Source organism: Streptomyces cyanogenus (genome assembly GCF_017526105.1).
GTDB classification, from domain to species: domain Bacteria; phylum Actinomycetota; class Actinomycetes; order Streptomycetales; family Streptomycetaceae; genus Streptomyces; species Streptomyces cyanogenus.
In genome coordinates this window covers 3,540,795-3,564,226 of record NZ_CP071839.1, presented here as the reverse complement: position 1 = coordinate 3,564,226, position 23,432 = coordinate 3,540,795, and the positions used below count along the sequence as shown (strand labels likewise).

18 protein-coding genes and 1 tRNA gene are annotated in these 23,432 nt (G+C 72.6%); 16 read left to right on the top strand and 3 right to left on the bottom strand.

All coding sequences use genetic code 11. The annotated features are described in order from the left end of the window. The first annotated feature begins 36 nt into the window (after positions 1-36). The 3 genes from S1361_RS15970 (at position 37) to S1361_RS15960 (ending at position 4,758) form a co-directional block, all read left to right on the top strand. The gene (locus S1361_RS15970) at positions 37-2,394 is read left to right on the top strand and encodes a HelD family protein (RefSeq protein ID WP_208032518.1); all 2,358 of its coding nucleotides are present in this window, start codon (positions 37-39) and stop codon (positions 2,392-2,394) included. A gap of 345 nt (positions 2,395-2,739) precedes the next feature. Beyond that, entirely contained in the window at positions 2,740-4,155 is a 1,416-nt protein-coding gene (locus S1361_RS15965) for an NAD-dependent malic enzyme (RefSeq protein WP_208032517.1), read from the top strand. Between the two features lie 321 nt (positions 4,156-4,476). Further along, on the top strand, positions 4,477-4,758 hold the full coding sequence (locus tag S1361_RS15960; RefSeq protein WP_023550134.1) for an HU family DNA-binding protein: 282 nt from the start codon (positions 4,477-4,479) through the stop codon (positions 4,756-4,758). A gap of 180 nt (positions 4,759-4,938) precedes the next feature. On the opposite strand, the gene murA is transcribed toward S1361_RS15960, so the two are convergent. Then, positions 4,939-6,279 (bottom strand): UDP-N-acetylglucosamine 1-carboxyvinyltransferase, encoded by a 1,341-nt coding sequence (murA, locus tag S1361_RS15955; protein ID WP_208032516.1) that lies wholly within the window; start codon positions 6,277-6,279, stop codon positions 4,939-4,941. A 278-nt stretch (positions 6,280-6,557) separates the two neighbouring features. Here murA and S1361_RS15950 point away from each other — a divergent pair, with 278 nt between their 5' ends. From S1361_RS15950 to S1361_RS15910, 10 genes are all read left to right on the top strand, one after another. Beyond that, positions 6,558-7,130, top strand: a complete 573-nt coding sequence (locus S1361_RS15950) for a YqgE/AlgH family protein (RefSeq protein WP_208032515.1) — start codon at positions 6,558-6,560, stop codon at positions 7,128-7,130. Between the two features lie 29 nt (positions 7,131-7,159). Beyond that, entirely contained in the window at positions 7,160-7,444 is a 285-nt protein-coding gene (locus S1361_RS15945; protein ID WP_208032514.1) for a DUF3039 domain-containing protein, read from the top strand. A gap of 196 nt (positions 7,445-7,640) precedes the next feature. Further along, positions 7,641-9,278 carry a beta-N-acetylhexosaminidase gene (locus S1361_RS15940; protein WP_208032513.1) on the top strand — a complete coding sequence of 546 codons (1,638 nt, stop codon included), beginning with the start codon at positions 7,641-7,643 and terminating at the stop codon, positions 9,276-9,278. 252 nt (positions 9,279-9,530) lie between these two features. Then, a complete protein-coding gene (locus S1361_RS15935; protein WP_208032512.1) occupies positions 9,531-10,424 on the top strand; it encodes an FAD binding domain-containing protein in 894 nt (297 codons plus the stop codon). Beyond that, on the top strand, positions 10,421-12,412 hold the full coding sequence (locus S1361_RS15930; protein WP_208032511.1) for a 2Fe-2S iron-sulfur cluster-binding protein: 1,992 nt from the start codon (positions 10,421-10,423) through the stop codon (positions 12,410-12,412). Before S1361_RS15935 ends, S1361_RS15930 begins: the two co-directional genes overlap by 4 nt. After that, positions 12,409-14,718, top strand: coding sequence for a xanthine dehydrogenase family protein molybdopterin-binding subunit (locus S1361_RS15925; RefSeq protein ID WP_208032510.1), 2,310 nt, complete (start codon positions 12,409-12,411; stop codon positions 14,716-14,718). The genes S1361_RS15930 and S1361_RS15925 overlap by 4 nt, the downstream gene beginning before the upstream one ends. After that, entirely contained in the window at positions 14,715-14,840 is a 126-nt protein-coding gene (locus S1361_RS39870; protein ID WP_279577612.1) for a hypothetical protein, read from the top strand. Before S1361_RS15925 ends, S1361_RS39870 begins: the two co-directional genes overlap by 4 nt. A 258-nt stretch (positions 14,841-15,098) precedes the next feature. Then, positions 15,099-16,256, top strand: coding sequence for an SUKH-4 family immunity protein (locus S1361_RS15920; RefSeq protein ID WP_208032509.1), 1,158 nt, complete (start codon positions 15,099-15,101; stop codon positions 16,254-16,256). 106 nt (positions 16,257-16,362) lie between these two features. After that, on the top strand, positions 16,363-17,238 hold the full coding sequence (locus S1361_RS15915) for a helix-turn-helix domain-containing protein (RefSeq protein ID WP_208032508.1): 876 nt from the start codon (positions 16,363-16,365) through the stop codon (positions 17,236-17,238). Continuing rightward, entirely contained in the window at positions 17,235-17,444 is a 210-nt protein-coding gene (locus tag S1361_RS15910) for a DUF397 domain-containing protein (RefSeq protein WP_208032507.1), read from the top strand. Before S1361_RS15915 ends, S1361_RS15910 begins: the two co-directional genes overlap by 4 nt. A gap of 105 nt (positions 17,445-17,549) precedes the next feature. On the opposite strand, the gene S1361_RS15905 is transcribed toward S1361_RS15910, so the two are convergent. After that, positions 17,550-18,194: a LysE family translocator gene (locus S1361_RS15905; RefSeq protein ID WP_208032506.1), complete on the bottom strand. Its 645-nt coding sequence runs from the start codon at positions 18,192-18,194 to the stop codon at positions 17,550-17,552. A gap of 252 nt (positions 18,195-18,446) precedes the next feature. After that, positions 18,447-18,518, bottom strand: a tRNA-Cys gene (locus tag S1361_RS15900). 177 nt (positions 18,519-18,695) lie between these two features. Between S1361_RS15900 and S1361_RS15895 the strand changes: the two genes are divergently transcribed. The 3 genes from S1361_RS15895 (at position 18,696) to S1361_RS15885 (ending at position 23,373) form a co-directional block, all read left to right on the top strand. Next, positions 18,696-20,144 carry an MFS transporter gene (locus S1361_RS15895; protein ID WP_208032505.1) on the top strand — a complete coding sequence of 483 codons (1,449 nt, stop codon included), beginning with the start codon at positions 18,696-18,698 and terminating at the stop codon, positions 20,142-20,144. 151 nt (positions 20,145-20,295) lie between these two features. Further along, complete coding sequence (locus tag S1361_RS15890) at positions 20,296-22,104, top strand: DEAD/DEAH box helicase (RefSeq protein WP_208032504.1); 1,809 nt, start codon at positions 20,296-20,298, stop codon at positions 22,102-22,104. Positions 22,105-22,731: 627 nt separating this feature from the next. Beyond that, on the top strand, positions 22,732-23,373 hold the full coding sequence (locus S1361_RS15885; protein WP_059249803.1) for an IclR family transcriptional regulator: 642 nt from the start codon (positions 22,732-22,734) through the stop codon (positions 23,371-23,373). Positions 23,374-23,432: the final 59 nt, after the last annotated feature.

Here is a 23,432-nt window from a genome sequence, read left to right as displayed (position 1 = left end):
GGTTGACGGCTGCCCAGCACGTCAGAAGGGGGCCAGGTGGCCGCTCAGGTTCAGCAGTCCGCGGTCGGCTCGGTACACGACGCACACGATTCCGTCCGTGACCGGGAGATCAGCGTCGAGCAGGAACACCTGGACCGGGTGTACCGGCGGCTGGAGGAGAAGATCCACGAGGCCGAGTTCCTGATGCACGACGCGGCCAAGCGCGGTCAGGTCGGCACCCCGGGCGCACTCGCCGAGCGGGACGCGCAGGTCTTCCGGGCCGGCGTCCACCTCAACCGGCTGAACAACGAGTTCGAGGACTTCCTCTTCGGACGGATCGACCTGCTCCACGGCAAGGACGGCAGGAAGGGGCCGGACGGGGCCTACACCGCGGTGGAGCCGGCCGAGGGGGCGGTGCGGCCGGACAACACCGCCGACATCGCCGAGACCCTGCACATCGGCCGTATCGGCGTCCTCGACGAGGACTACTCCCCGCTGGTCATCGACTGGCGCGCCCCCGCCGCCGCCCCCTTCTACCGGGCCACGCCCGTGGACCCGGGGCGGGTGGTGCGGCGCCGGGTCATCCGTTCCAAGGGACGCCGGGTGCTGGGCGTCGAGGACGATCTGATGCGGCCGGAACTGACGGCCTTCCTCGACGGCCGCGAGCTGCCCGTCATCGGCGACGGCGCCCTGATGGCCGCCCTCGGCCAGGCCCGCAGCCACACCATGCGGGACATCGTCTCGTCCATCCAGGCCGAGCAGGACCTGGTCATCCGGGCCCCCGCCGCCTCCGTCACCTACGTGGAGGGCGGTCCGGGCACCGGGAAGACCGCCGTCGCCCTGCACCGCGCCGCCTACCTGCTCTACCAGGACCGCAGACGCTACGCCGGCGGCATCCTGATCGTCTCGCCGACCCCGCTGCTCGTCGCCTACACCGAGGGCGTGCTGCCCTCGCTGGGCGAGGAGGGCCAGGTCGCGATCCGCGCGATCGGCTCGCTGGTCGACGGCGCGGAGGCCACCCTGTACGACTCCCCGGCCGTGGCCCGCGCCAAGGGCTCGTACCGGATGCTGAAGGTGCTGCGCAAGGCCGCCCGGGGAGCCCTGGAGCTGGGCCCGGCCGCCGCGGAGGGGGACACGGTCACCGGTCCGCCGGCCCGGCTGCGGGTCGTCGCCTTCGGGCGCCGGATCGAACTGGAGGCCGACGAGCTGGAACGTATCCGCCGTACCGCCCTCGGCGGCACCGCGCCCGTCAACCTGCTCCGCCCGCGCGCCCGCAAACTGCTGCTGGACGCCCTGTGGGCCAAGTCCGGCGGTGCCGCCCGGCACACCGACCCGGAGCTGGCCGCCGAGCTGCGCTCGTCCTTCGACGAGGACGTCACCGGCGAGGACTCCTTCCTCGCGTTCCTGGACGCCTGGTGGCCGGAGCTGACCCCGAGGGCCGTGCTCGCCGCGATGGCCGACGAGAGGCGGCTGGGCCGCTGGGCCCGGCGGATCCTCAACCCCGGCGAGGTCCGCAGGGTCGCCCGCTCGCTCAGGCGGGACGGTCACTCCGTGCACGACATCGCCATGCTCGACGAGCTCCAGGCGATCCTCGGCGCCCCGGCCCGCCCCCGGAAGAAGCGCGAACTCGACCCGCTGGACCAGCTCACCGGACTGGAGGAGCTGATGCCGGTGCGCGAGGAGACCCAGCGCGAGCGGGCCGAGCGGCTGGCGCAGGAGCGCACCGAGTACGCACACGTCATCGTGGACGAGGCGCAGGACCTCACGCCGATGCAGTGGCGCATGGTCGGCCGCCGCGGCCGGCACGCCACCTGGACGGTCGTCGGGGACCCGGCGCAGTCCTCCTGGTCCGACCCGGACGAGGCGGCCGAGGCCCGCGACGAGGCCCTCGGCACCCGGCCCCGGCGCCGCTTCCAGCTCACCGTGAACTACCGCAACCCTGCCGAGATCGCCGAGCTGGCCGCGAAGGTGCTCGCGCTCGCCATGCCCGGCTCCGAGGCGCCGTCCGCCGTGCGGTCCACCGGGGTCGAGCCGCGTTTCGTGAGAACGAACGCCGAACACGGCGCGGTCCTGCGGGACTCCCTGGAGCGGACCGTGCGCGCCGAGGCCGAGCGGCTGCTGGACCTGGTGGACGGCACGGTCGGCGTGGTCGTGGCGATGAACCGGCGCGAGGAGGCCCGGCGCTGGCTGGCCGGGCTCGGCGACCGTGTGGTGGCCCTGGGCAGCCTGGAGGCCAAGGGCCTGGAGTACGACGCCACGGTCGTCGTCTCGCCCGCGGAGATCGCCGACGAGTCGCCGGCCGGCCTGCGCGTGCTGTACGTGGCGCTGACCCGGGCCACGCAGCAGCTCACGGTGGTGTCGGGCGAGCGGGACGAGCCGGACGCCGCGGGGGTTCCGGACCTGCTGCGGGACTGAGTCCCCGTTGGGGAATGGCCTTACGGGATCCGTTTGTTAGCCTGGGTGTGGCACCGGCCCGATCCAAGCCCCCGGGCCCAACCTTCGTCCCTCAGAGGGACCACTTGCCGCGAGGCGAGCATGGCGGGTCGGTGTCATGAACGGAGGAGAGACCCACGTCACGACCGTGACGTGGGTCTCTTTCTTTGCCTGATCGGTTCTCGTATGGTGGAAGTGGTTTTCCGAAATCAGGCACCGCTCATGAACACAACGTCCGCAATCCAGGGCGACTACCGCGTACTCCGCGGTAGGTGCGACGATCGGACGGCACAACTCGCACCACGGTGAAAGCAGAGGAAGTCGGCCATGGCAACGGCGCCCAGCGTCTCCTACTCGATGACGATCCGGCTGGAGGTGCCCGCGAGCGGAACCGCCGTCTCGCAGCTCACCACCGCCGTGGAGTCCTCCGGAGGCTCGGTGACCGGCCTCGACGTCACCGCGTCCGGTCACGAGAAGCTCCGTATCGACGTCACCATCGCGGCCAGCTCCACGGCCCACGCCGAGGAGATCGTCGAGGAGCTGCGCGGCATCGAGGGCGTCACGCTGGGCAAGGTCTCGGACCGTACCTTCCTGATGCACCTCGGCGGCAAGATCGAGATGGCGTCGAAGCACCCCATCCGCAACCGTGACGACCTCTCCATGGTCTACACGCCCGGTGTGGCCCGCGTCTGCATGGCCATCGCCGAGAACCCCGAGGACGCCCGCCGCCTCACCATCAAGCGCAACTCCGTTGCGGTCGTGACGGACGGCTCCGCCGTGCTCGGCCTCGGCAACATCGGCCCCAAGGCCGCGCTGCCCGTCATGGAGGGCAAGGCGGCCCTCTTCAAGCGCTTCGCCGGCATCGACGCCTGGCCGATCTGCCTGGACACCCAGGACACCGACGCCATCGTGGAGATCGTCAAGGCGATCGCCCCCGGCTTCGCCGGCATCAACCTGGAGGACATCTCCGCGCCGCGCTGCTTCGAGATCGAGGCCCGGCTGCGCGAGGCCCTCGACATCCCCGTCTTCCACGACGACCAGCACGGCACCGCCATCGTCGTGCTCGCCGCCCTGACCAACGCCCTGCGCGTCACGGGCAAGGCCATCGAGAACATCCGGGTCGTCATGTCCGGCGCCGGTGCGGCCGGCACGGCCATCCTCAAGCTGCTGATCGCCGCCGGCGTGAAGAACGCCGTCGTCGCCGACATCCACGGTGTCGTGCACGCCGGCCGCGAGGACCTTGTGAACGCCCCGGCCGACTCGCCGCTGCGCTGGATCGCCGACAACACCAACCCCGAGGGCCTGACCGGCACCCTGAAGGAGGCCGTGCGCGAGGCCGACGTCTTCATCGGCGTCTCCGCCCCGAACGTCCTGGACGGGGCCGACGTGGCCGCCATGGCCGACGGCGCCATCGTGTTCGCGCTCGCGAACCCGGACCCCGAGGTCGACCCGGCGATCGCCCGGCAGACGGCGGCCGTCGTGGCCACCGGCCGCTCGGACTTCCCGAACCAGATCAACAACGTGCTGGTGTTCCCGGGTGTCTTCCGCGGCCTGCTGGACGCCCAGTCCCGCACGGTGAACACCGAGATGATGCTCGCCGCCGCGAAGGCCCTCGCCGACGTGGTCACCGAGGACGAGCTGAACCCGAACTACATCATCCCCAGCGTCTTCAACGACAAGGTCGCGGGCGCGGTCGCCGGGGCGGTCCGGGAGGCCGCCAAGGCGGCCGGCGCGACGGCCTGAGCACGGCGTGTCGTAGTGTGCTGGGGGCTGTGAACATCACCACGGCAGCCCCCGCACCGGCGCGTCGTGGAACGGCCTGATGCCGGGCGCACTCTAGGGTGACGGCCGAGCGGGCGCTTTTCGTGTGACTCCCCAGGGTGTTCTCACGACTCCTACGGGTGCCGGATTGGCTTTCCCGCCGCAGGTAGGGGCAGGATGCTCCCCCAGGGACTCCGTCCCCGGGGGCACCCCAAAGGGCGCGAGCGCATCGGCATCGCAGTGCCTCGGGCGGCTCCGCCGCGTGGCACACCCCAACGGCAAGAAATACACGGGAGTAACAACATGAACCGCAGTGAGCTGGTGGCCGCGCTGGCCGACCGCGCCGAGGTGACCCGCAAGGACGCCGACGCCGTGCTGGCCGCGTTCGCCGAGACCGTCGGCGAGATCGTCGCCAAGGGCGACGAGAAGGTCACCATCCCCGGCTTCCTGACCTTCGAGCGCACCCACCGTGCCGCTCGCACCGCGCGCAACCCGCAGACCGGCGAGCCCATCAACATCCCGGCCGGCTACAGCGTGAAGGTCACCGCGGGCAGCAAGCTCAAGGAAGCCGCCAAGGGCAAGTAACCGCTCCGCCTGGAGGCGCCGTCCCACTGACGCGCCGTGGCATGGAGCGCCGTGGGTGACTGCGGGCCGGTTGTGGCTGGCCGCGCAGTTCCCCGCGCTTTTTCGGGCACGAACCGGCCGAAGACGTCGAAAGGGCGGCCCCCCGTCGAGGGGGGCCGCCCTTCTCGGTGTCCGTGGTGCCTAGCCGAGCGCCTTGCCGGGCAGCTCGACCTTCGCCCCCAGCTCCATGAGCTTCTCCATGAAGTTCTCGTAGCCGCGGTTGATCAGGTCGATGCCGTGGACGCGGGACGTGCCCTCGGCGGCCAGGGCCGCGATGAGGTACGAGAAGCCGCCGCGCAGGTCGGGGATGACCAGGTCGGAGCCCTGGAGCCGGGTGGGGCCCGAGACGACCGCGGAGTGCAGGAAGTTGCGCGCGCCGAAGCGGCAGGCGGAGCCGCCCAGGCACTCGCGGTAGAGCTGGATGTGCGCGCCCATCTGGTTCAGCGCGGAGGTGAAGCCCAGCCGGGACTCGTAGACCGTCTCGTGGATGATGGACAGCCCCGTGGCCTGGGTGAGGGCCACCACCAGCGGCTGCTGCCAGTCGGTCTGGAAACCGGGGTGCACGTCGGTCTCCAGCGCGATGGACTTCAGCTGCCCGCCGGGGTGCCAGAAGCGGATGCCCTCGTCGTCGATCTCGAAGGCACCGCCCACCTTCCGGTAGGTGTTCAGGAACGTCATCATCGAGCGCTGCTGGGCGCCGCGCACGTAGATGTTGCCGTTGGTCGCGAGGGCCGCGGAGGCCCAGGAGGCGGCCTCCAGGCGGTCGGGAAGGGCGCGGTGGGTGTAACCGCCGAGCTTGTCCACACCCGTGATGCGGATCGTGCGGTCGGTGTCCATCGCGATGATCGCGCCCATCTTCTGCAGCACGCAGATGAGGTCCTCGATCTCCGGCTCGACGGCCGCGTTGGACAACTCCGTGACGCCTTCGGCCAGTACGGCCGTCAGCAGCACCTGCTCGGTCGCGCCGACGGACGGGTACGGCAGCCGGATCTTCGTACCGCGCAGCCGCTGCGGGGCCTCCAGGTACTGGCCGTCCGCCCGCTTCTCGATGACCGCGCCGAACTGCCGCAGCACGTCGAAGTGGAAGTCGATGGGGCGGCCGCCGATGTCGCAGCCGCCGAGACCCGGGATGAACGCGTGGCCGAGGCGGTGCAGCAGCGGACCGCAGAAGAGGATCGGGATCCGGCTGGAACCCGCGTGGGCATCGATGTCGGCCACGTTGGCGCTCTCGACCCGCGTCGGGTCCAGCACCAGCTCGCCGGGCTCCTCGCCCGGACGGACCGTCACCCCGTGCAGCTGGAGCAGGCCGCGGACGACCCGCACGTCACGGATGTCCGGAACATTGCGCAGTCGGCTCGGCTCGCCGCCCAGCAGGGCGGCGACCATGGCCTTCGGTACGAGGTTCTTCGCACCGCGGACACGGATCTCGCCCTCCAGCGGGGTTCCGCCGTGGACAAGCAGGACATCGTCGTTGACGGTCATGAATCTCGCGTTCCGATGAGTTGGTCAGGGGCCGGCCGATCACTGTGCGCAGGGGCCGGGAAGACAGGGTAATCGCCGATCACCCCCCGCCCGTAAGTCCAAGGACCGCCCAGATGCGTCACCGGTGTGTCACAACACGAACCGTTCCCAATCGGGCACATGGGGTCACCGGAGCCGGGGATGTGCGCCCCCCGGCTTCGATGCGCCCTGAGCAGCCTTCACTCCGGTGCGCCCGATTGGGTCCCCACACCGGGGGAAGATGCGGGATCATGTCTGGCATGACCGAGGTGTCCTCGCTCACAGGGCGGCTGCTCGTGGCCACCCCCGCCCTGGCGGACCCGAACTTCGACCGTGCGGTGGTGCTCCTTCTCGACCACGACGAGGAGGGTTCCCTCGGTGTCGTCCTCAACCGGCCCACCCCGGTGGTCGTCGGCGACATCCTGGAGGACTGGGCCGACCTCGCCGGCGAGCCCGGTGTGGTCTTCCAGGGCGGCCCGGTGTCGCTGGACTCGGCGCTGGGCGTGGCGGTCATCCCGGGCGGCGTCAACGGCGACCGGGCTCCCCTCGGCTGGCGGCGGGTGTACGGCGCGATCGGCCTGGTCGACCTGGAGGCACCGCCGGAACTGCTCGCCTCGGCCGTGGGCAGCCTGCGGATCTTCGCCGGGTACGCCGGCTGGGGCCCCGGCCAGCTGGAGGACGAGCTGGTGGAGGGCGCCTGGTACGTCGTGGAGTCCGAGCCGGGTGACGTGTCCTCGCCGGCCCCGGAGAGACTCTGGCGCGAGGTGCTGCGCCGCCAGCGCAACGAGCTGGCGATGGTGGCCACGTATCCGGACGACCCTTCGCTCAACTGATGCGTGTGAGCTTCAGTACCCTTGGCGATATGAGCACTCTCGAGCCCGAGCGCGGGACTGGTACGGGGACCCTCGTAGAGCCGACGCCACAGGTGTCCCACGGCGACGGCGACCACGAGCGCTTCGCCCACTACGTCCAGAAGGACAAGATCATGGCGAGCGCCCTCGACGGCACCCCCGTCGTGGCGCTCTGCGGCAAGGTCTGGGTGCCGGGCCGCGACCCGAAGAAGTACCCCGTCTGTCCCATGTGCAAGGAGATCTACGAGTCCATGGGCAGCGGCGGCGACGAGGGCAAGGGCGGCGACAAGAAGTAGGTCACCGGCCCGCCCGCCGGCGGTGAGGTCCCCGGTACGTGTGTCCGGCACGTACCGGGGATCTCTGCGTTTCCCGGCCGACCACTGGTCCAGACCTCTTGTGGGGCCACCGCCCGGTCCCTAGCCTTCGAGGCGTTGTGTTGTGCAGGGCGCTAGGGGCGTTGCATATGGTGCAACGCGGTGAGGGGCTGATGTCGTGGAACTGATTCCGGCGCCGTACGCCGTCGAGGGGCCGGCGGGGCCCGAGGTGCCGCTGGGCGACGGCACCACCCTGTGGGCCGGCCCTGGCGCGCAGCGCACCGAACGCTGGCTGCGCGCCACCCTGGGTGCCGCCCTGGGCCTGCCGCTGCACCCCGGGCCGCGGGACGCCCGCGACGGCGTACGGCTGCTGCTGGACGACACGCTCGCGCCGGAGGCGTACCGGCTGAGCGCGGTCGCCGGGCAGGGCGTGGAGATCCGCGGCGGCGGGCCCGCGGGCGTGTTCTGGGGCGCGCAGACCCTGCGCCAGCTGCTCGGCCCCGACGCCTTCCGGCGCGCCCCCGTCCGCCGGGGCGCCGCCCTCGGCGTCCCGCACCAGGTCATCGAGGACGCCCCCCGGTTCCGCTGGCGCGGCCTCCTGCTCGACGTCGCCCGGCACTTCATGCCCAAGGAGGGCGTGCTGCGCTATCTGGACCTGATGGCCGCGCACAAACTCAACGTCCTGCACCTGCACCTGACGGACGACCAGGGCTGGCGCATCGAGATCGAGCGGTACCCGAAACTGACCGAGATCGCCTCCTGGCGCACGCGGACGAAATTCGGCCACCGGGCCTCACCGCTGTGGGACGACAGGCCCCACGGCGGCTTCTACACCCAGGACGACATCCGGGAGATCGTCGCCTACGCCGCCGAGCGGCATGTCAGCGTCGTCCCCGAGATCGACGTACCGGGCCACTCGCAGGCCGCCATCGCCGCGTACCCGGAACTCGGCAACACCGACGTCGTCGACACCACGGCCCTCTCCGTCTGGGACACCTGGGGCATCTCCGCCAACGTACTGGCTCCCACCGACACCACCCTGCGTTTCTACGAAGGGGTGTTCGAGGAGGTCCTGGAGCTGTTCCCCGCGGACGCCGCCGAGTTCTCGGCGTTCGTGCACGTCGGCGGCGACGAGTGCCGCAAGGAGCAGTGGACCGAGTCCGTGACCGCCAAGACCCGCATCACCGACCTCGGCCTCGCCGGCGAGGACGAGCTGCAGTCCTGGTTCATCGGGCACTTCGACGCCTGGCTCTCCGCGCGCGGGCGCCGCCTCATCGGCTGGGACGAGATCCTGGAGGGCGGACTCGCGCCCGGTGCGGCCGTCTCCTCCTGGCGCGGCTACGCGGGCGGGATCGCCGCCGCGCGGGCCGGCCACGACGTGGTCATGTGCCCGGAGCAGTACGTGTACCTGGACCACCGTCAGGCCCCCGGCCAGGACGAGCCCGTACCGATCGGCTTCGTGCGCACCCTGGAGGACGTCTACCGGTTCGAGCCCGTCCCGGACGGACTCACCGAGGCGGAGGCCCGGCACGTGCTGGGCACCCAGGCCAACGTGTGGACCGAGGCGCTGGAGGACGCCGCGCGCGTGGACTACCAGACCTTCCCCCGCCTCGCGGCCTTCGCCGAGGTCGCCTGGAGCCCGCTGCCCGCACCGGCCGAACGCGACTACGCGGACTTCGAACGCCGGATGACGGCCCACTACCGGCGACTCGACGCCCTCGGTGTCGCCTACCGCCCGCCCACCGGACCCCGCCCCTGGCAGCGCCGCCCCGGCGTCCTCGGCCGCCCGCTCGACGGGCCGCCCCCGAACCGGTGACCGCGCCGGGCCGCCCCGAACAGGTAATGGAAAATAACCCGCCAGGACCGCTGAAGAGAGGCAATCCGCGCGCACCGGTGATGCCGTACGAAAACGGACCATCTCCCCGATGGGGTGGGCGAACGCCTCCTGGCGGACCCCCACGTTCGGGTGTTGCGAAGATGTGCCAGAGTTGCGTCGTCCGCCCTGTCAGCACGTACCGTACGGCAACACAGGCGGGACCAGGTGGGGCAGCGGGAAGGGGCAGCCGGTTTGACCACGCACGCACCGCAGGCGGCGCAGGCCGTCACCTTGCCCACGACACTGGACGAGGCCGTGGCGGCTCTCACCGCCATGCCCACCGCCGTCCCCGTGTCGGGCGGCACCGACCTGATGGCCGCCGTCAACTCCGGCCAGCTCAGGCCCGCCGCACTGGTCGGCCTCGGCCGGATCAGCGAGATCCGCAGCTGGCAGTACCAGGACGGCCACGCGCTGCTCGGCGCCGGCCTCACACACGCGCGCATGGGCCGCCCCGACTTCGCGGCCCTGATCCCGGCGCTCGCCGCCGCCGCGCGCGCCGCGGGCCCGCCGCACATCCGCAACGCGGGCACGCTCGGCGGCAACATCGCCTCGGCCGCCCCCACCGGGGACGCGCTGCCGGTGCTGGCCGCCCTGGAAGCGACGCTGATCATCGCGGGCCCGGGCGGGGCCCGCCGGGAGATCCCGGTGTCGCACCTGCTGGCCGGCGTGGAGATGCTGCGCGGCGGCGAACTCATCGGCTACGTGCGCGTACCGCTGCTGCACGCCCCGCAGGTCTTCCTGAAGGCGACCGGACGCACCGGCCCGGGCCGCGCGCTGGCCTCCGTGGCGCTCGTCCTCGACCCCGCCCGGCGCGGCGTGCGCTGCGCCGTGGGAGCCATAGCGCCGATGCCGCTCAGGCCACTGGAGGCCGAGCAGTGGGTCGCCCAGCTGATCGACTGGGACAACGACCGCGCCCTCGTCCCGGAGGCCCTGCACGCCTTCGGGGAGTACGTCGCCGCGGCCTGCATCCCCGATCCGGCCCCCGAGCCCGACGGCTCGGTGACCCCGCTTCCGCCCGCCGTACTGCACCTGCGGCGCACCGTCGCCGCGCTGGCCCGACGAGCACTGGGGAGGGCACTGTCGTGACCGACGACCAGCACGGAGAGGGCACCCCCCAGGGCGGCGGACGCTGGGACCCGCTGCCCCAGGGCGACTACGACGACGGCGCCACCGCCTTCGTCCAGCTCCCCGAGGGCGGCATCGACGCCCTGCTGTCCGGCGACAGCCCGCTGGCCGCGCCCGGCCACGGCTACGTGCCGCCGCGGATAACGGCCACGCACGCCGACGGCGCCACCGGTACGTGGCCGGCGCCCGACGGCGGCGCCCAGTGGCCCGACCCGAACGTCACGCCGGCCGAGCCGCAGTCCGCGGACGACCGGTTCACCTACCAGCCCGGTGCCACCCAGCACTGGACCTACGAGGAGCCCGCGGCACCGGCCGCCCCGGGGCACGACGTCACCGGGCAGTGGTCCATCCCCGTCGCCGGCGGCGAGCTGCCGGACGAGTCGGGCGAGTTCACCACGTCCTCGCTGGTCGAGCAGTGGGGCGGCACCCCGCCGGCCACGCTCCCCGGCGGCGCGCCGGCGCCCTGGGCGACGGACGGTGCGGGCCACGCCTGGGACCGGCCCGAGGACCGGCCGGCCACCCCCGTGCCGGACCACGACGACCCCGCCGGCCACCACCCCCTGCCCGAGCACACCGGCGCCCACCCGGGGGGCGGCGCGCCGGACGCGTACGGTCCGGAGGAGGGGTACGGCTCGGCGGACGGGTACGTGCCCGAGGACCGGTACGTGCCGGAGTCCGGGCACGGCCAGGGCCCGTCCGGCCACGCGGAGGGCGGCCACGGCGACTACGCGGGGGACGCCGGGGACACCGGTGAGGCCCAAGAGGCCGACACGCCCGGCGGTACGGGGCTGTCCGCGACCGCCGCACCGGTTCCGCCGGCCGGGGACGGCGCCGCGCCGGAAGCCGAGGACGCCGAGACCACCGACGCCGGCGAGGCCCACGGCCTCGCCGAAGCCCCTGAGCGCCCCGCTGACGTCCCCGCGGGCCACGAGCAGCCGGCAGACCCGTCCGACGCGTCCCGGCCCGCCACAGCGGCGGCCACGGCCGAGCCGGCCGCCTCCCCGAACGCCCCCGGCGGCGACGCGGCGGACCCCGAACCCGCGGCCGAAGCGGACGTACCCGGGCACCCCGCCGACGCGCCCGCCCCGGACGGCCCCGCCGAAGAGGACACCCCGCGCGCGCGGGAGGACGCCTCCGAGGACGCCGGGGAGCAGGCAGCCGTACCGCTGCCGCCGCACGACGACCACCCGCTCGCCTCCTACGTGCTGCGCGTCAACGGCGCCGACCGCCCGGTCACCGACGCCTGGATCGGCGAGTCACTGCTGTACGTGCTGCGCGAACGGCTCGGCCTCGCCGGCGCCAAGGACGGCTGCTCGCAGGGCGAGTGCGGGGCCTGCAACGTGCAGGTCGACGGCCGCCTGGTGGCCTCCTGCCTGGTCCCGGCGGCCACCGCGGCCGGCAGCGAGGTCCGTACGGTCGAGGGCCTGGCCGCCGACGGGCAGCCCTCCGACGTCCAGCGCGCGCTCGCCCGGTGCGGTGCCGTGCAGTGCGGTTTCTGCGTGCCCGGCATGGCGATGACCGTGCACGACCTGCTGGAGGGCAACCCGGCGCCGAGCGAGCTGGAGACCCGGCAGGCCCTGTGCGGCAACCTGTGCCGGTGCTCGGGCTACCGGGGCGTCCTGGAGGCCGTCAAGGAGGTCGTCGCCGAGCGCGAGACGTCCCACGAGGGCGGCGAGCCGGACGCGGACGAGGCCCGCATTCCGCACCAGGCGGGCCCCGGCTCCGGCGGCGTCCACCCGTCGGCGTTCGAGGCACCGGGCGCGTTCGACACCCCGCGGGCACCCCAGCCGCACGACCGGCCGGACCCGTACGACCAGTACGACCCGTCGCATCCGTACGACCCGTCGGATCCGTACGACCCGTCGGATCCGTACGACCCGTCGGACCCGTACGGCACGCCGCCGGGACCGCAGGACCAGCACTACGGCCAGGACGGAGGCCAGGCGTGAGCAACGAAGCCGGCACCGCGACCACCGCCGCGGAACCCGCCCCCGAGGCCGAGCCGCTGCCGCACGGCATCGGCGCCTCCCTGCCGCACGCCGACGCCCGGGCCAAGACCGAGGGCACCTTCCCGTACGCGGCCGACCTGTGGGCCGAGGGCCTGCTGTGGGCGGCCGTGCTGCGCTCCCCGCACGCGCACGCGCGCATCGTCTCCATCGACACCACCCACGCGCGCGAGATGCCCGGCGTCCGCGCCGTCATCACCCACGAGGACGTGCCCGGCACGCCGCGCCACGGCCGCGGCACGCCCGACCGGCCGGTGTTCGCCTCCGAGGTCGTACGCCACCACGGCGAGCCCATCGCCGCCGTCGCCGCCGACCACCCGGACACCGCGCGGATGGCCGCCGCCGCCGTCATCGTCGAGTACGAGGTGCTCGACCCGGTCACCGACCCCGAGCAGGCCTTCGAGGCCGAGCCGCTGCACCCCGACGGCAACCTGATCCGGCACATCCCGCTGCACCACGGCGACCCGGGCGCGGTCGGCGAGATCGTCGTCGAGGGCCAGTACCGCATCGGCCGCGCGGACCCGGCCCCGATCGGCGCCGAGGCCGGTCTGGCCGTACCGCGCCCCGACGGCGGGGTGGAGCTGTACCTGGCCTCCACCGATCCGCACACCGACCGCAACACGGCCGCCGCCTGCTACGGCCTGTCCCCCGATCGAGTGAAGATCGTCGTCACCGGGGTGCCCGGTGCCACGGCCGACCGCGAGGACCAGGGCTTCCAGCTCCCGCTCGGCCTGCTCGCCCTGAAGACCGGCTGCCCGGTGAAGCTGACGGCGAGCCGCGAGGAGTCCTTCCTCGGCCACGCCCACCGCCACCCCACCCTGCTGCGCTACCGCCACCACGCCGACGCCGAGGGCAGGCTGGTGAAGGTCGAGGCGCAGATCCTGCTGGACGCGGGCGCGTACGCCGACACCTCCGCCGACGCGCTCGCCGCCGCCGTCTCCTTCGCGTGCGGCCCGTACGTCGTCCCCAACGCCTTCATCGAGGGCTGGGCGGTGCGCACCAACAACCCGCCCTCCGGGCACGTGCGCGGCGAGGGCGCCATGCAGGTGTGCGCCGCCTACGAGGCGCAGATGGACAAGCTGGCGAAGAAGCTGGGCCTGGACCCGGCCGAAGTGCGCCTGCGCAACGTCCTCGCCACCGGTGACGTCCTGCCGATCGGCCAGACCGTGACCTGCCCGGCCCCGGTCGCCGAACTGCTCCAGGCGGTACGGGACTTCCCGCTCCCGGCGCTGCCCAAGGACACCCCCGAGGAGGAGTGGCTGCTGCCCGGCGGCCCCGAGGGCGCGGGCGAGCCGGGCGCGGTGCGCCGGGGCGTCGGCTACGGCCTGGGCATGGTGCACATGCTCGGCGCGGAGGGCGCCGACGAGGTGTCGACCGCGACCGTCAAGGTCCACGACGGCATCGCGACCGTGCTGTGCGCGGCCGTCGAGACCGGCCAGGGCTTCACCACGCTGGCCCGGCAGATCGTCCAGGAGACCCTCGGCGTCGAGGAGGTCCACGTCGCCCCGGTCGACACCGACCAGCCGCCGGCCGGCGCGGGCTGCCGGGGCCGGCACACCTGGGTGTCCGGCGGCGCGGTCGAACGGGCGGCCAAGATGGTCCGCACGCAACTGCTGCAGCCGCTCGCGCACAAGTTCGGCATGTCCACCGAGCTGCTCCAGATCACGGACGGCAAGATCACCTCGTACGACGGCGTCCTCTCGACCACCGTCACCGAGGCGATGGAGGGCAAGGAGCTGTGGGCCACCGCCCAGTGCCGCCCGCACCCCACCGAGCCGCTGGACGCCTCCGGCCAGGGCGACGCCTTCGTGGGCCTCGCGTTCTGCGCGATCCGCGCGGTGGTGGACGTCGACGTCGAGCTGGGCTCGGTCCGGGTGGTGGAACTGGCGGTCGCCCAGGACGTGGGCCGGGTGCTGAACCCGGCGCAGCTGGCGGCGCGCATCGAGGCGGGCGTCACCCAGGGCGTGGGCATCGCCCTCACCGAGAACCTCCGTACGCCCCGCGGCCTGATCCGCCACCCCGACCTCACCGGTTACGCCCTGCCGACCGCCCTGGACGCCCCCGACATCCGGATCGTGAAACTGGTCGAGGAACGGGACGTGGTGGCTCCGTTCGGCGCCAAGTCGGTCAGCGCGGTCCCGGTGGTGACGGCCCCCGCGGCGATCGCCTCCGCCGTCCGCGCGGCCACCGGCCGCCCGGTCAACCGCCTGCCGATCCGCCCGCAGGCGGCCGTGGTGACGGACCGGTGAGCACACCGCCGCCCGGGGACCTGCGGGACGAACCCGCGCCCGGCGTGGGCGGGTTGTCCCGGTGGATCCTGCTGTCCGCGGCGGCGTCGGCCGGCGTCCTGGGCGGGATCCACTTCACCTGAGGAACGGCGCCGTCCTGGTCACCGGCGTGAGGGGTTCCGCCGGACGATGGTTCCGGACGCGTCCGGCTGGGCGCCGGACGAGACGGCCGAGACGATCCCCGCGGACGCGCAACGAGCCCGGGTTTCCTGACGTCTTCCCTGGTGAGGGCCGTTGTCAGTGGGGCGGCGTAGTGTGCTGAGCGGTGGGGCACCTGCCCGGGGGCCGCGTACGACGGTGTGCGCCGGCCTGTCACGCACAGGGGAGATCGCGGGGGAGCGATGAGCACGACCGACGCCGGAGCACCGGTGATCACGCTGACCGAGGCGGAGTTGGACCGGCTCGTCACGCACACGCCGACGCGCGGCCTGCTCACGGGCACCGGCCTGCCCGCCGAGACCGACCTGCTCACCTTCTCCCCGCTGCGCACCCACGGCCTGCGCACGGTCGCCGACGCCGCCGAGAGTTCCTTCGGCCTGGCCGAGGAGCTGCGCGGCCGCCTGGTGATAGGCGAACTCCTCACCCCGGCGGGCATGGAGCCCGAGTCGATCCTGCTCGACGGTGCCACGGGCGAGCTGACCACCGCCCACCTCTTCGACCCGTCCGACGTCCGCCCCTTCGCGCCCTCCCTGGCCACGCTGCTGCGTTTCGCCGCGGTCACCGAGGAACTGGCGGGCCTGCGCGGCCGGTTCGCCTCGCTGGCGGGCCAGTACGGCCCCAGGACGGCGACCGAGGCCTCCCGCCGCCTCCTCACCCTCTTCGAGGAGGGAACGGGCGGCGAGGTCCCGCCGTACTGGAAGGCGGCGGCCCTGATCCGTCCGCTCTCCCTCGTCGCCGGCCCCGGTACGGCCTCGGGCCTCACCCTCGACGTCCCCGCGCGCATCCTGGACCAGGAGTTCGGCCAGGGCCGGGTGGCCCGCTTCGAGGAGGTCGACTTCCCGGCGACGCTCACCCACGAGCCGACCCGCCGCTTCCTGCGCGAGACGGGGCTGCCGGAGGAGGCGGTCTTCTTCCACGCCGACACGGACGTCCCGCTGCCGACGCTCCGCGAATACTTCGCCGAGGAGCGCCCCGACTACCCCCTCTCCGAACTCCCGGCCCACTGCGACCACCTGATCCGCCTGGGCCGCCTGCTGGAGGAGACCAGCCTGGTGGTCGACGGCCGAACGGGCGCGGTCCTCACCTTCAACGAGCCCGAGGCGGCCCTCTACCCCCTCAACACCGACGTCTCCACCCTGGCCTTCACGCTCTGGCTCATCCACCACGAGCGCACGATCGACACCCACCTGGGCCACGAACTGGCGACCCACGCCTACGACCACCTGGTCGCCGCCATGATCCACACCCTGAACACCCTGGACCCCACGGGCGCCCTCCCCGACACCACCTGGCACTACTGGACGGAACTCTTCCAGGACGAGGCGGGCGGGGTCTTCTGAGGCGCCCCGTCCCGGTGCATTTCCGCCTTCTGGTCACTCAGCGTGGCCGCTCCGCCCTACCGTGAGAGGTGATGGAGTCGGCACGCACGGTGACGGAGGGGCGCGAATGACGGTCGGCGTGGACGCGGAGCCGCTCAAGGACGAGGTGAGCGAGCGCGGCTGGGAGGTGGACCCGGACGACGAGTGGGGCGTCGCCGTCATCGCCACGGTGGGACGGCAGTTGAAACTGCGCCGGGAAGCGGTGGGGATGAGGGCCGGTGACTTCGCCAAGGCCGTCGGCTACGGCGAGGACATGGTCTACAAGATCGAGAGGGGGCAGCGGATTCCCAGGCCCGAGTATCTGGACAAGGCCGATGACGTCCTGGGGGCCGGCGGCCTGCTCTCGGCGATGAAGGAGGACGTGGAGAAGGTCCGCTACCCGAAGAAGGTCCGGGCCTTGGCGGAGATGGAGGCCAAGGCGGTGGAGATCGGCGTCTACGAGTGCAACATCATCGCCGGGCTCCTGCAGACGGCGGAGCACGCGCGAGCCGTGATCGGGGCGGCGCAGCCGCCGTACTCGCCGGACGACGTGGAACGCATGGTGGCTGCTCGGCTGGCCCGGCGGTCGGTCTTCGAACGCGCTCCGGCCCCGTCGATCCACTTCGTGCTGGAAGAGGCGCCGCTGCACCGCCAGGTCGGGGGCACAATGGTGTGGCGTCGGCAGCTCGAACATCTACTGGAGGTGGGGCAGTTGAACAACGTCTCGCTCCAGGTCATGCCGACGAACGCCGACGCCCATCCTGGGCTGGACGGCAGGATCGAGTTACTGAAGTTCTCCGACGGCAAGGCCGTGGGCCGCTCCGACGGCCTGTTCAACGGCCGGCCCGTCTCCGATCCGAAGCAGCTCCGCATCCTGGAGTTGCAGTACGGCACCATCCGGGCGCAGGCCCTCCCGCCGCGGGAGTCGCTTGCCTTCATCCAGAAACTGCTGGGAGAGACATGATGCGCGAGGCCTCCGCCGGGCACTCCTGCGAACTGGCGTGGTTCAAGAGCAGCTACAGCGGCGGCACCAACGGCGAGTCCTGCGTCGAGGTGGCCGTCACTCTCCGCAAAGTGCACGTCCGTGACTCGAAGTCCCTCGGCGGCCCGCAGCTCGCGGTTGCGTCGGACACCTGGGCGGACTTCGTGTCGTACGCGTCCAGGAGCTGAGGCGCCAGAAGGAAAGGGCGGCATCCCGCACGGGGTGCCGCCCTTTGGTTTCGCTGGCTCAGGCCTCAGAGGCCGTGGCGGGATTCGAACCCACGTAACTCGGGCTCAGGTGGAGACGGGGGTGCGGGACAGTGCGGTGCGCAGAGCGAAGATACCGAGCAGGCCGCCTGCCGTGAACCGCTGGGCGGTCATGACGCGGGGCCGGGCGGCCAGAAACCCGGACACCCGTGCTGCGCCCAACATGATCACAGCGTTCACGGTGATCCCCACAATGATCTGTACACCGCCGAGCTGGAGCAGTTGCTTCCAGGCCGGACCCGCCTGAGGGTTCAGGAACTGCGGAAGCAGGGCGGCGTACAGCAGAGCGATCTTGGGGTTGAGCAGGTTGGTCAGCAGCCCCATCGAGAACAGTCGGGCGTCGGAGACCGGGGGCAGGTCCTGGGCCGGGGCGAAGGGCGAACGGCCGCCGGGCCTGAGCATGCCCCAGGCTAGGTAGGCCAGGTAGACGGCCCCGGCAAGCTTGACCACTGTGTAGGCCACCGGCACGGCAGTGAACAGCGCGGAAAGGCCCGCCGCCGCGGCCAGCAGGTAGCACAGGAAGCCCACGGCGGTCCCACTGAGGCTGACCAGACCCGCCCTGCGACCTTGGGTGATTGCGCGGGATGCGAGGTGGATCATGTTCGGTCCCGGAGTCAGGGCCATGCCCAGTTCGACCAGAGCCACTCCTCCCACTGCGGACAGAGTGATCACCGGTCGACCTCCTGGTAGTTCGCCGGGTGCCTGGTACCCCGGAATGGGGATGCGCCCACTGCAACAACCCTACTGGGACTGCTGGGAGACGCTGTCCACAGACCGCCGTTCGCGGCCGGCGCGTCAGACGAGACGGCCGAACCGGGCTGCTCGTCCCCGGGGCAACTGAGACGGGAACTGAGCCGGACGACCAAAACGGCGGCACCCCCCGCATGGGGTGCCGCCGTTTTCTTCGCCTGGACGGGCGGGTAGAGGCCGTGGCGGGATTCGAACCCACGTAACTCGCTTTGCAGGCGAGTCCCTGAACCACTCGGGCACACGGCCGTGTTCGTGAGAAGAACGTACGGGGCGGGCCGCGAGGGGCTCAAGGGGAGCGGGGGTGCTGCAACGGGACTGCCATACGCCGTTCATGAAGCGGGGCGTGTGTACGACCAAGGGCGTACTCCGGGGTCGGACTTCCGACAGGGGTCAAATGGGAGAACGGGACTTACTCTGGCGGGCATGAGTGCCCTCGAGTCCCGTGAGCCCGGTGTCCTTGATCCACTCGCCGAGAAGAGCGAGGGGGTGCTGAGCAGGGCGTACCGGGCGCTGAGTGTCGGCATCGTGTCCGTCGTGGTCCTCATCGCCTTCGAGGCGACCGCCGTGGGGACGGCGATGCCGGTGGCCGCGCGGGAGCTGGACGGCCTGGCGCTGTACGCGTTCGCCTTCTCCGGGTACTTCACGACCAGCCTGTTCGGGATGGTGCTCGCCGGGCAGTGGTCCGACCGGCGGGGCCCACTGGGCGCGCTCACCACGGGTATCGGCGCCTTCGCGGCGGGCCTCGTCGTCGCCGGGACCGCGCAGGTCATGTGGGTGTTCATCCTCGGGCGGGCCGTGCAGGGGCTGGGCGGCGGACTGGTCATCGTGGCGTTGTACGTCGTCGTCGGCCGCGCCTACCCCGAGCGGCTGCGCCCCGCGATCATGGCGTCCTTCGCGGCCGGCTGGGTCGTACCGTCCATCGTCGGCCCGCTCGCCGCCGGTGCCGTCACCGAACACCTCGGCTGGCGCTGGGTGTTCCTCGGCATCCCGGTCCTCGTCGTGTTCCCGCTCGCCCTCGCCCTGCCCCGGATACGGAGCAGGGCGTCGGGCCCGGTGGACGAGGAGGCCGGCGCCGGCTCCTTCGACCGGCGGCGGATCCGGCTCGCGCTCGGCATCTCGCTCGGTGCCGGGCTCCTCCAGTACGCCGCCCAGGACCTGCGCCCGCTCTCCCTGGTCCCGGGGCTGGCCGGTGCCGCCTTCCTGGTGCCCGCCGTCCTCGGACTGCTGCCCCGCGGCACCTACCGGGCCGCCCGCGGCCTGCCCTCCGTGGTGCTGCTGCGCGGCCTGGCCGCCGGTTCCTTCGTCGCCGCCGAGTCCTTCGTGCCGCTGATGCTGGTGACCCAGCGCGGGCTGTCGCCGACCCTCGCCGGTTTCTCGCTGGCGGCCGGCGGCGGGGCCTGGGCGCTGGGGTCGTTCGTGCAGTCCCGGGCGCGCGTGACGCCGTACCGGGAGCGGCTGATGACCCTGGGGATGGTGCTGGTCGCCGCCGCGATCGTCACCGCGCCGAGTGTGCTCGTGCACTCCGTGCCGGTGTGGACCGTGGCGGTCGCCTGGGGAGTCGGCTGCTTCGGCATGGGGCTGGTGATCTCCTCCACCAGCGTGCTGCTGCTCCAGCTGTCCGCCCCGGAGGAGGCCGGCGCGAACTCCGCCGCGCTCCAGATCTCCGACGCCCTCGCCAACGTCGTCCTGCTGGCGGCGACCGGCGCGGCCTTCGCGGCCCTGGGCGGCGGCAGCACGGCGGCCCCCACGGCCACGGCGGCCGGCAGCGGGCATCCCGCCGCCTTCGTCGTCGTCTTCCTGCCGATGGCCGGGGTCGCCCTGGTGGGGGCCTGGGTGACACGGCGGCTGCGGGAACGCACGCCTGCGCGCTGAGTGACGGCCGGGGACGGCGGGGCGCTTGCTGCTGCTGTGACGTGGCTCCCACCCGCGGGCGACCCGGCCTTGTTCGCGCGTTGACGGCACGGCGGCGCCGGTAGGGTGGCCCGGTTGTCATACGTAGCCGCCGACCCAATGCACGGAGACCGTGACTACCACCGCCGCTTCCGCAGCTTCCGCCGCTCACTCGCATCACCTCTCGCCCGCCTTCCCGGGCCGGGCCCCGTGGGGGACCGCCAGCAAGCTGCGTGCCTGGCAGCAGGGCGCGATGGAGCAGTACATCCAGGAGCAGCCACGTGACTTCCTCGCCGTCGCCACGCCCGGCGCCGGCAAGACGACCTTCGCCCTGACGCTGGCCTCCTGGCTGCTGCACCACCACGTCGTGCAGCAGGTCACCGTGGTCGCGCCCACCGAGCACCTGAAGAAGCAGTGGGCGGAGGCGGCCGCCCGGATCGGGATCAAGCTCGACCCCGAGTACAGCGCGGGGCCGCTCGGCCGGGAGTACGACGGGGTCGCCGTGACCTACGCCGGTGTGGGTGTGCGGCCGATGCTGCACCGCAACCGGGTCGAGCAGCGCAAGACCCTCGTGATCCTGGACGAGATCCACCACGCCGGTGACTCCAAGTCCTGGGGTGAGGCGTGCCTGGAGGCCTTCGAACCGGCCACCCGGCGGCTCGCGCTGACCGGTACGCCGTTCCGGTCCGACACCAACCCCATCCCCTTCGTGACGTACGAGGAGGACAACGCCGGGATCCGGCGGTCCGCCGCCGACTACACCTACGGCTACGGGTCCGCCCTCGCGGACGGGGTCGTCCGGCCCGTCATCTTCCTCTCCTACAGCGGCAACATGCGCTGGCGGACCAAGGCCGGTGACGAGGTCGCCGCGCGGCTCGGCGAGCCGATGACCAAGGACGCGATCAGCCAGGCCTGGCGTACGGCCCTCGACCCGCGCGGCGACTGGATGCCGAGCGTGCTGCGCGCCGCCGACCAGCGGCTGACCGAGGTCCGCAAGGCCATCCCGGACGCGGGGGCGCTCGTCATCGCCTCCGACCAGGATTCCGCGCGCGCGTACGCCAAGCTGATCCGGGAGATCACCGGTACGAAGGCGACGCTCGTGCTCTCCGACGACGTCGGCGCCTCGAAGAGGATCGACGAGTTCAGCGCGAGCGACGACCGGTGGATGGTCGCGGTGCGCATGGTGTCGGAGGGTGTCGACGTACCGCGGCTGGCGGTCGGCGTGTACGCCACCACCATCTCGACCCCCCTCTTCTTCGCGCAGGCCGTGGGGCGTTTCGTACGGTCCCGGCGGCGCGGCGAGACCGCGTCCGTGTTCCTGCCGACCGTGCCCGACCTGCTGACCTTCGCCAACGAGATGGAGAAGGAGCGGGACCACGCCCTCGACAAGCCGAAGGAGGAGGGCGAGGAGGACCCGTACGCCGAATCCGAGAAGGAGATGGAGGAGGCGAACAAGCAGCAGGACGAGGACACCGGCGAGCAGGACATGCTGCCGTTCGAGGCGCTGGAGTCCGACGCCGTGTTCGACCGGGTGCTGTACGACGGCGCCGAGTTCGGCATGCAGGCGCACCCCGGGAGCGAGGAGGAGCAGGACTACCTCGGCATCCCCGGGCTGCTGGAGCCGGAGCAGGTGCAGTTGCTGCTGCAGAAGCGGCAGGCCCGGCAGATCGCGCACAGCCGGAAGAAGCCGGACAGCGAGGCGGACCTGCTGGAGCTGCCGGCCGAGCGGCGGCCGGTGGTCAGCCACAAGGAGATGATGGAGCTGCGGAAGCGGCTCAACACGCTGGTCAGCGCGTACGTCCACCAGAGCGGCAAGCCGCACGGGGTGATCCACACCGAGCTGCGGCGGGTGTGCGGGGGGCCGCCCAGTGCGGAGGCCACGGCGGGGCAGTTGCGGCAGCGCATCGCCAAGGTGCAGGAGTGGGCGACTCGCATGCGGTGAGGCTCCGCTGGTTCGGCGGTTCCTGCCCACCCGCCCACCCGTCTCGGTAGGCGGAGAGGACCCGCCACGGGGCTCCGCCCCGGACCCCGCCGCGGGCGGCCGCGGGTGGGTGAGGTGGCTCGGGTGGGGCGGGAGGTAACCGCCACGGGGCTGTGCCCCGGGCCCCGCCGCGGGCGGCCGCGGGTGGGTGGGGTGGTGGCTCGGGTGGGGCCGGAATTAACCGCCGCGGGGCTGTGCCCCGGGCCCCGCCGCGGGTGGGTGGGCCGGCTCGGTCGGGCGGCTCGTCGTCGCCGTCGGGCTGCGCCCGGACCCCCGTTCTTCGAACGTGTTTTCTCGGCTTCGGCCCCGTGTGCCGTGTGCGTATCCGGACGAATGCAGGCAGGCCGGATCTGCCCTTGCCCGGATTCTGGACGAAGACTTCCGCTCAGCGAACCCGCTTCGCTACTGTCCCGCTACGCACACGCCCCGTGGCAGCGCCGCCGCGGAGCGCAGCCGTGAAGCGACTCGGCCCGGGAGCCACCGGGCCGTTCTGCCGATCGGCGGCCTCTGAAGCGCGTCGCCGACGGGACTCGGTGACGCATCCCTCGCTCAGGGGCTGCCGACCTCACCGCCGAAGGAGTGGGCGTCGTGACCGCGGAGACCTCTCAGACGCTCGACCGGGGACTGCGTGTCCTCAAACTGCTGGCCGACACGGACCACGGGCTGACCGTCACCGAATTGTCCACCAAACTGGGCGTCAACCGGACCGTGGTGTACCGGTTGCTCGCCACACTCGAACAGCATGCGCTCGTACGACGTGACCTGGGCGGCCGAGCCCGGGTCGGGCTCGGGGTGCTGCGGCTCGGGCGCCAGGTGCATCCGCTGGTGCGCGAGGCCGCGCTGCCCGCGCTGCGATCGCTGGCCGAGGACATAGGGGCGACGGCGCACCTGACGCTCGTGGACGGGTCCGAGGCGCTGGCCGTCGCGGTCGTCGAACCGACCTGGACGGACTACCACGTGGCCTACCGGGCCGGGTTCCGGCATCCGCTGGACCGCGGCGCGGCCGGCAAGGCGATCCTCGCCGCGCGGCAGTCGCCGTCGGCCGATCCCGGGTACACGCTCACGCACGGCGAGCTGGAGGCCGGGGCGAGCGGGGCCGCCGCGCCGCTGGTCGGCGTGACCGGCGTGGAGGGCAGCGTCGGCGTGGTGATGCTGGCGGACGCCGTACCCGAGCGGGTCGGCGCACGGGTGGTGGAGGCGGCCCGGGAGGTCGCGGAAGCACTGCGCTGAGTCCGTCCCGCGCCCCGGAAGGGGCGCGGGGCACGGCGCGGCCGGTCACGGCGAACACC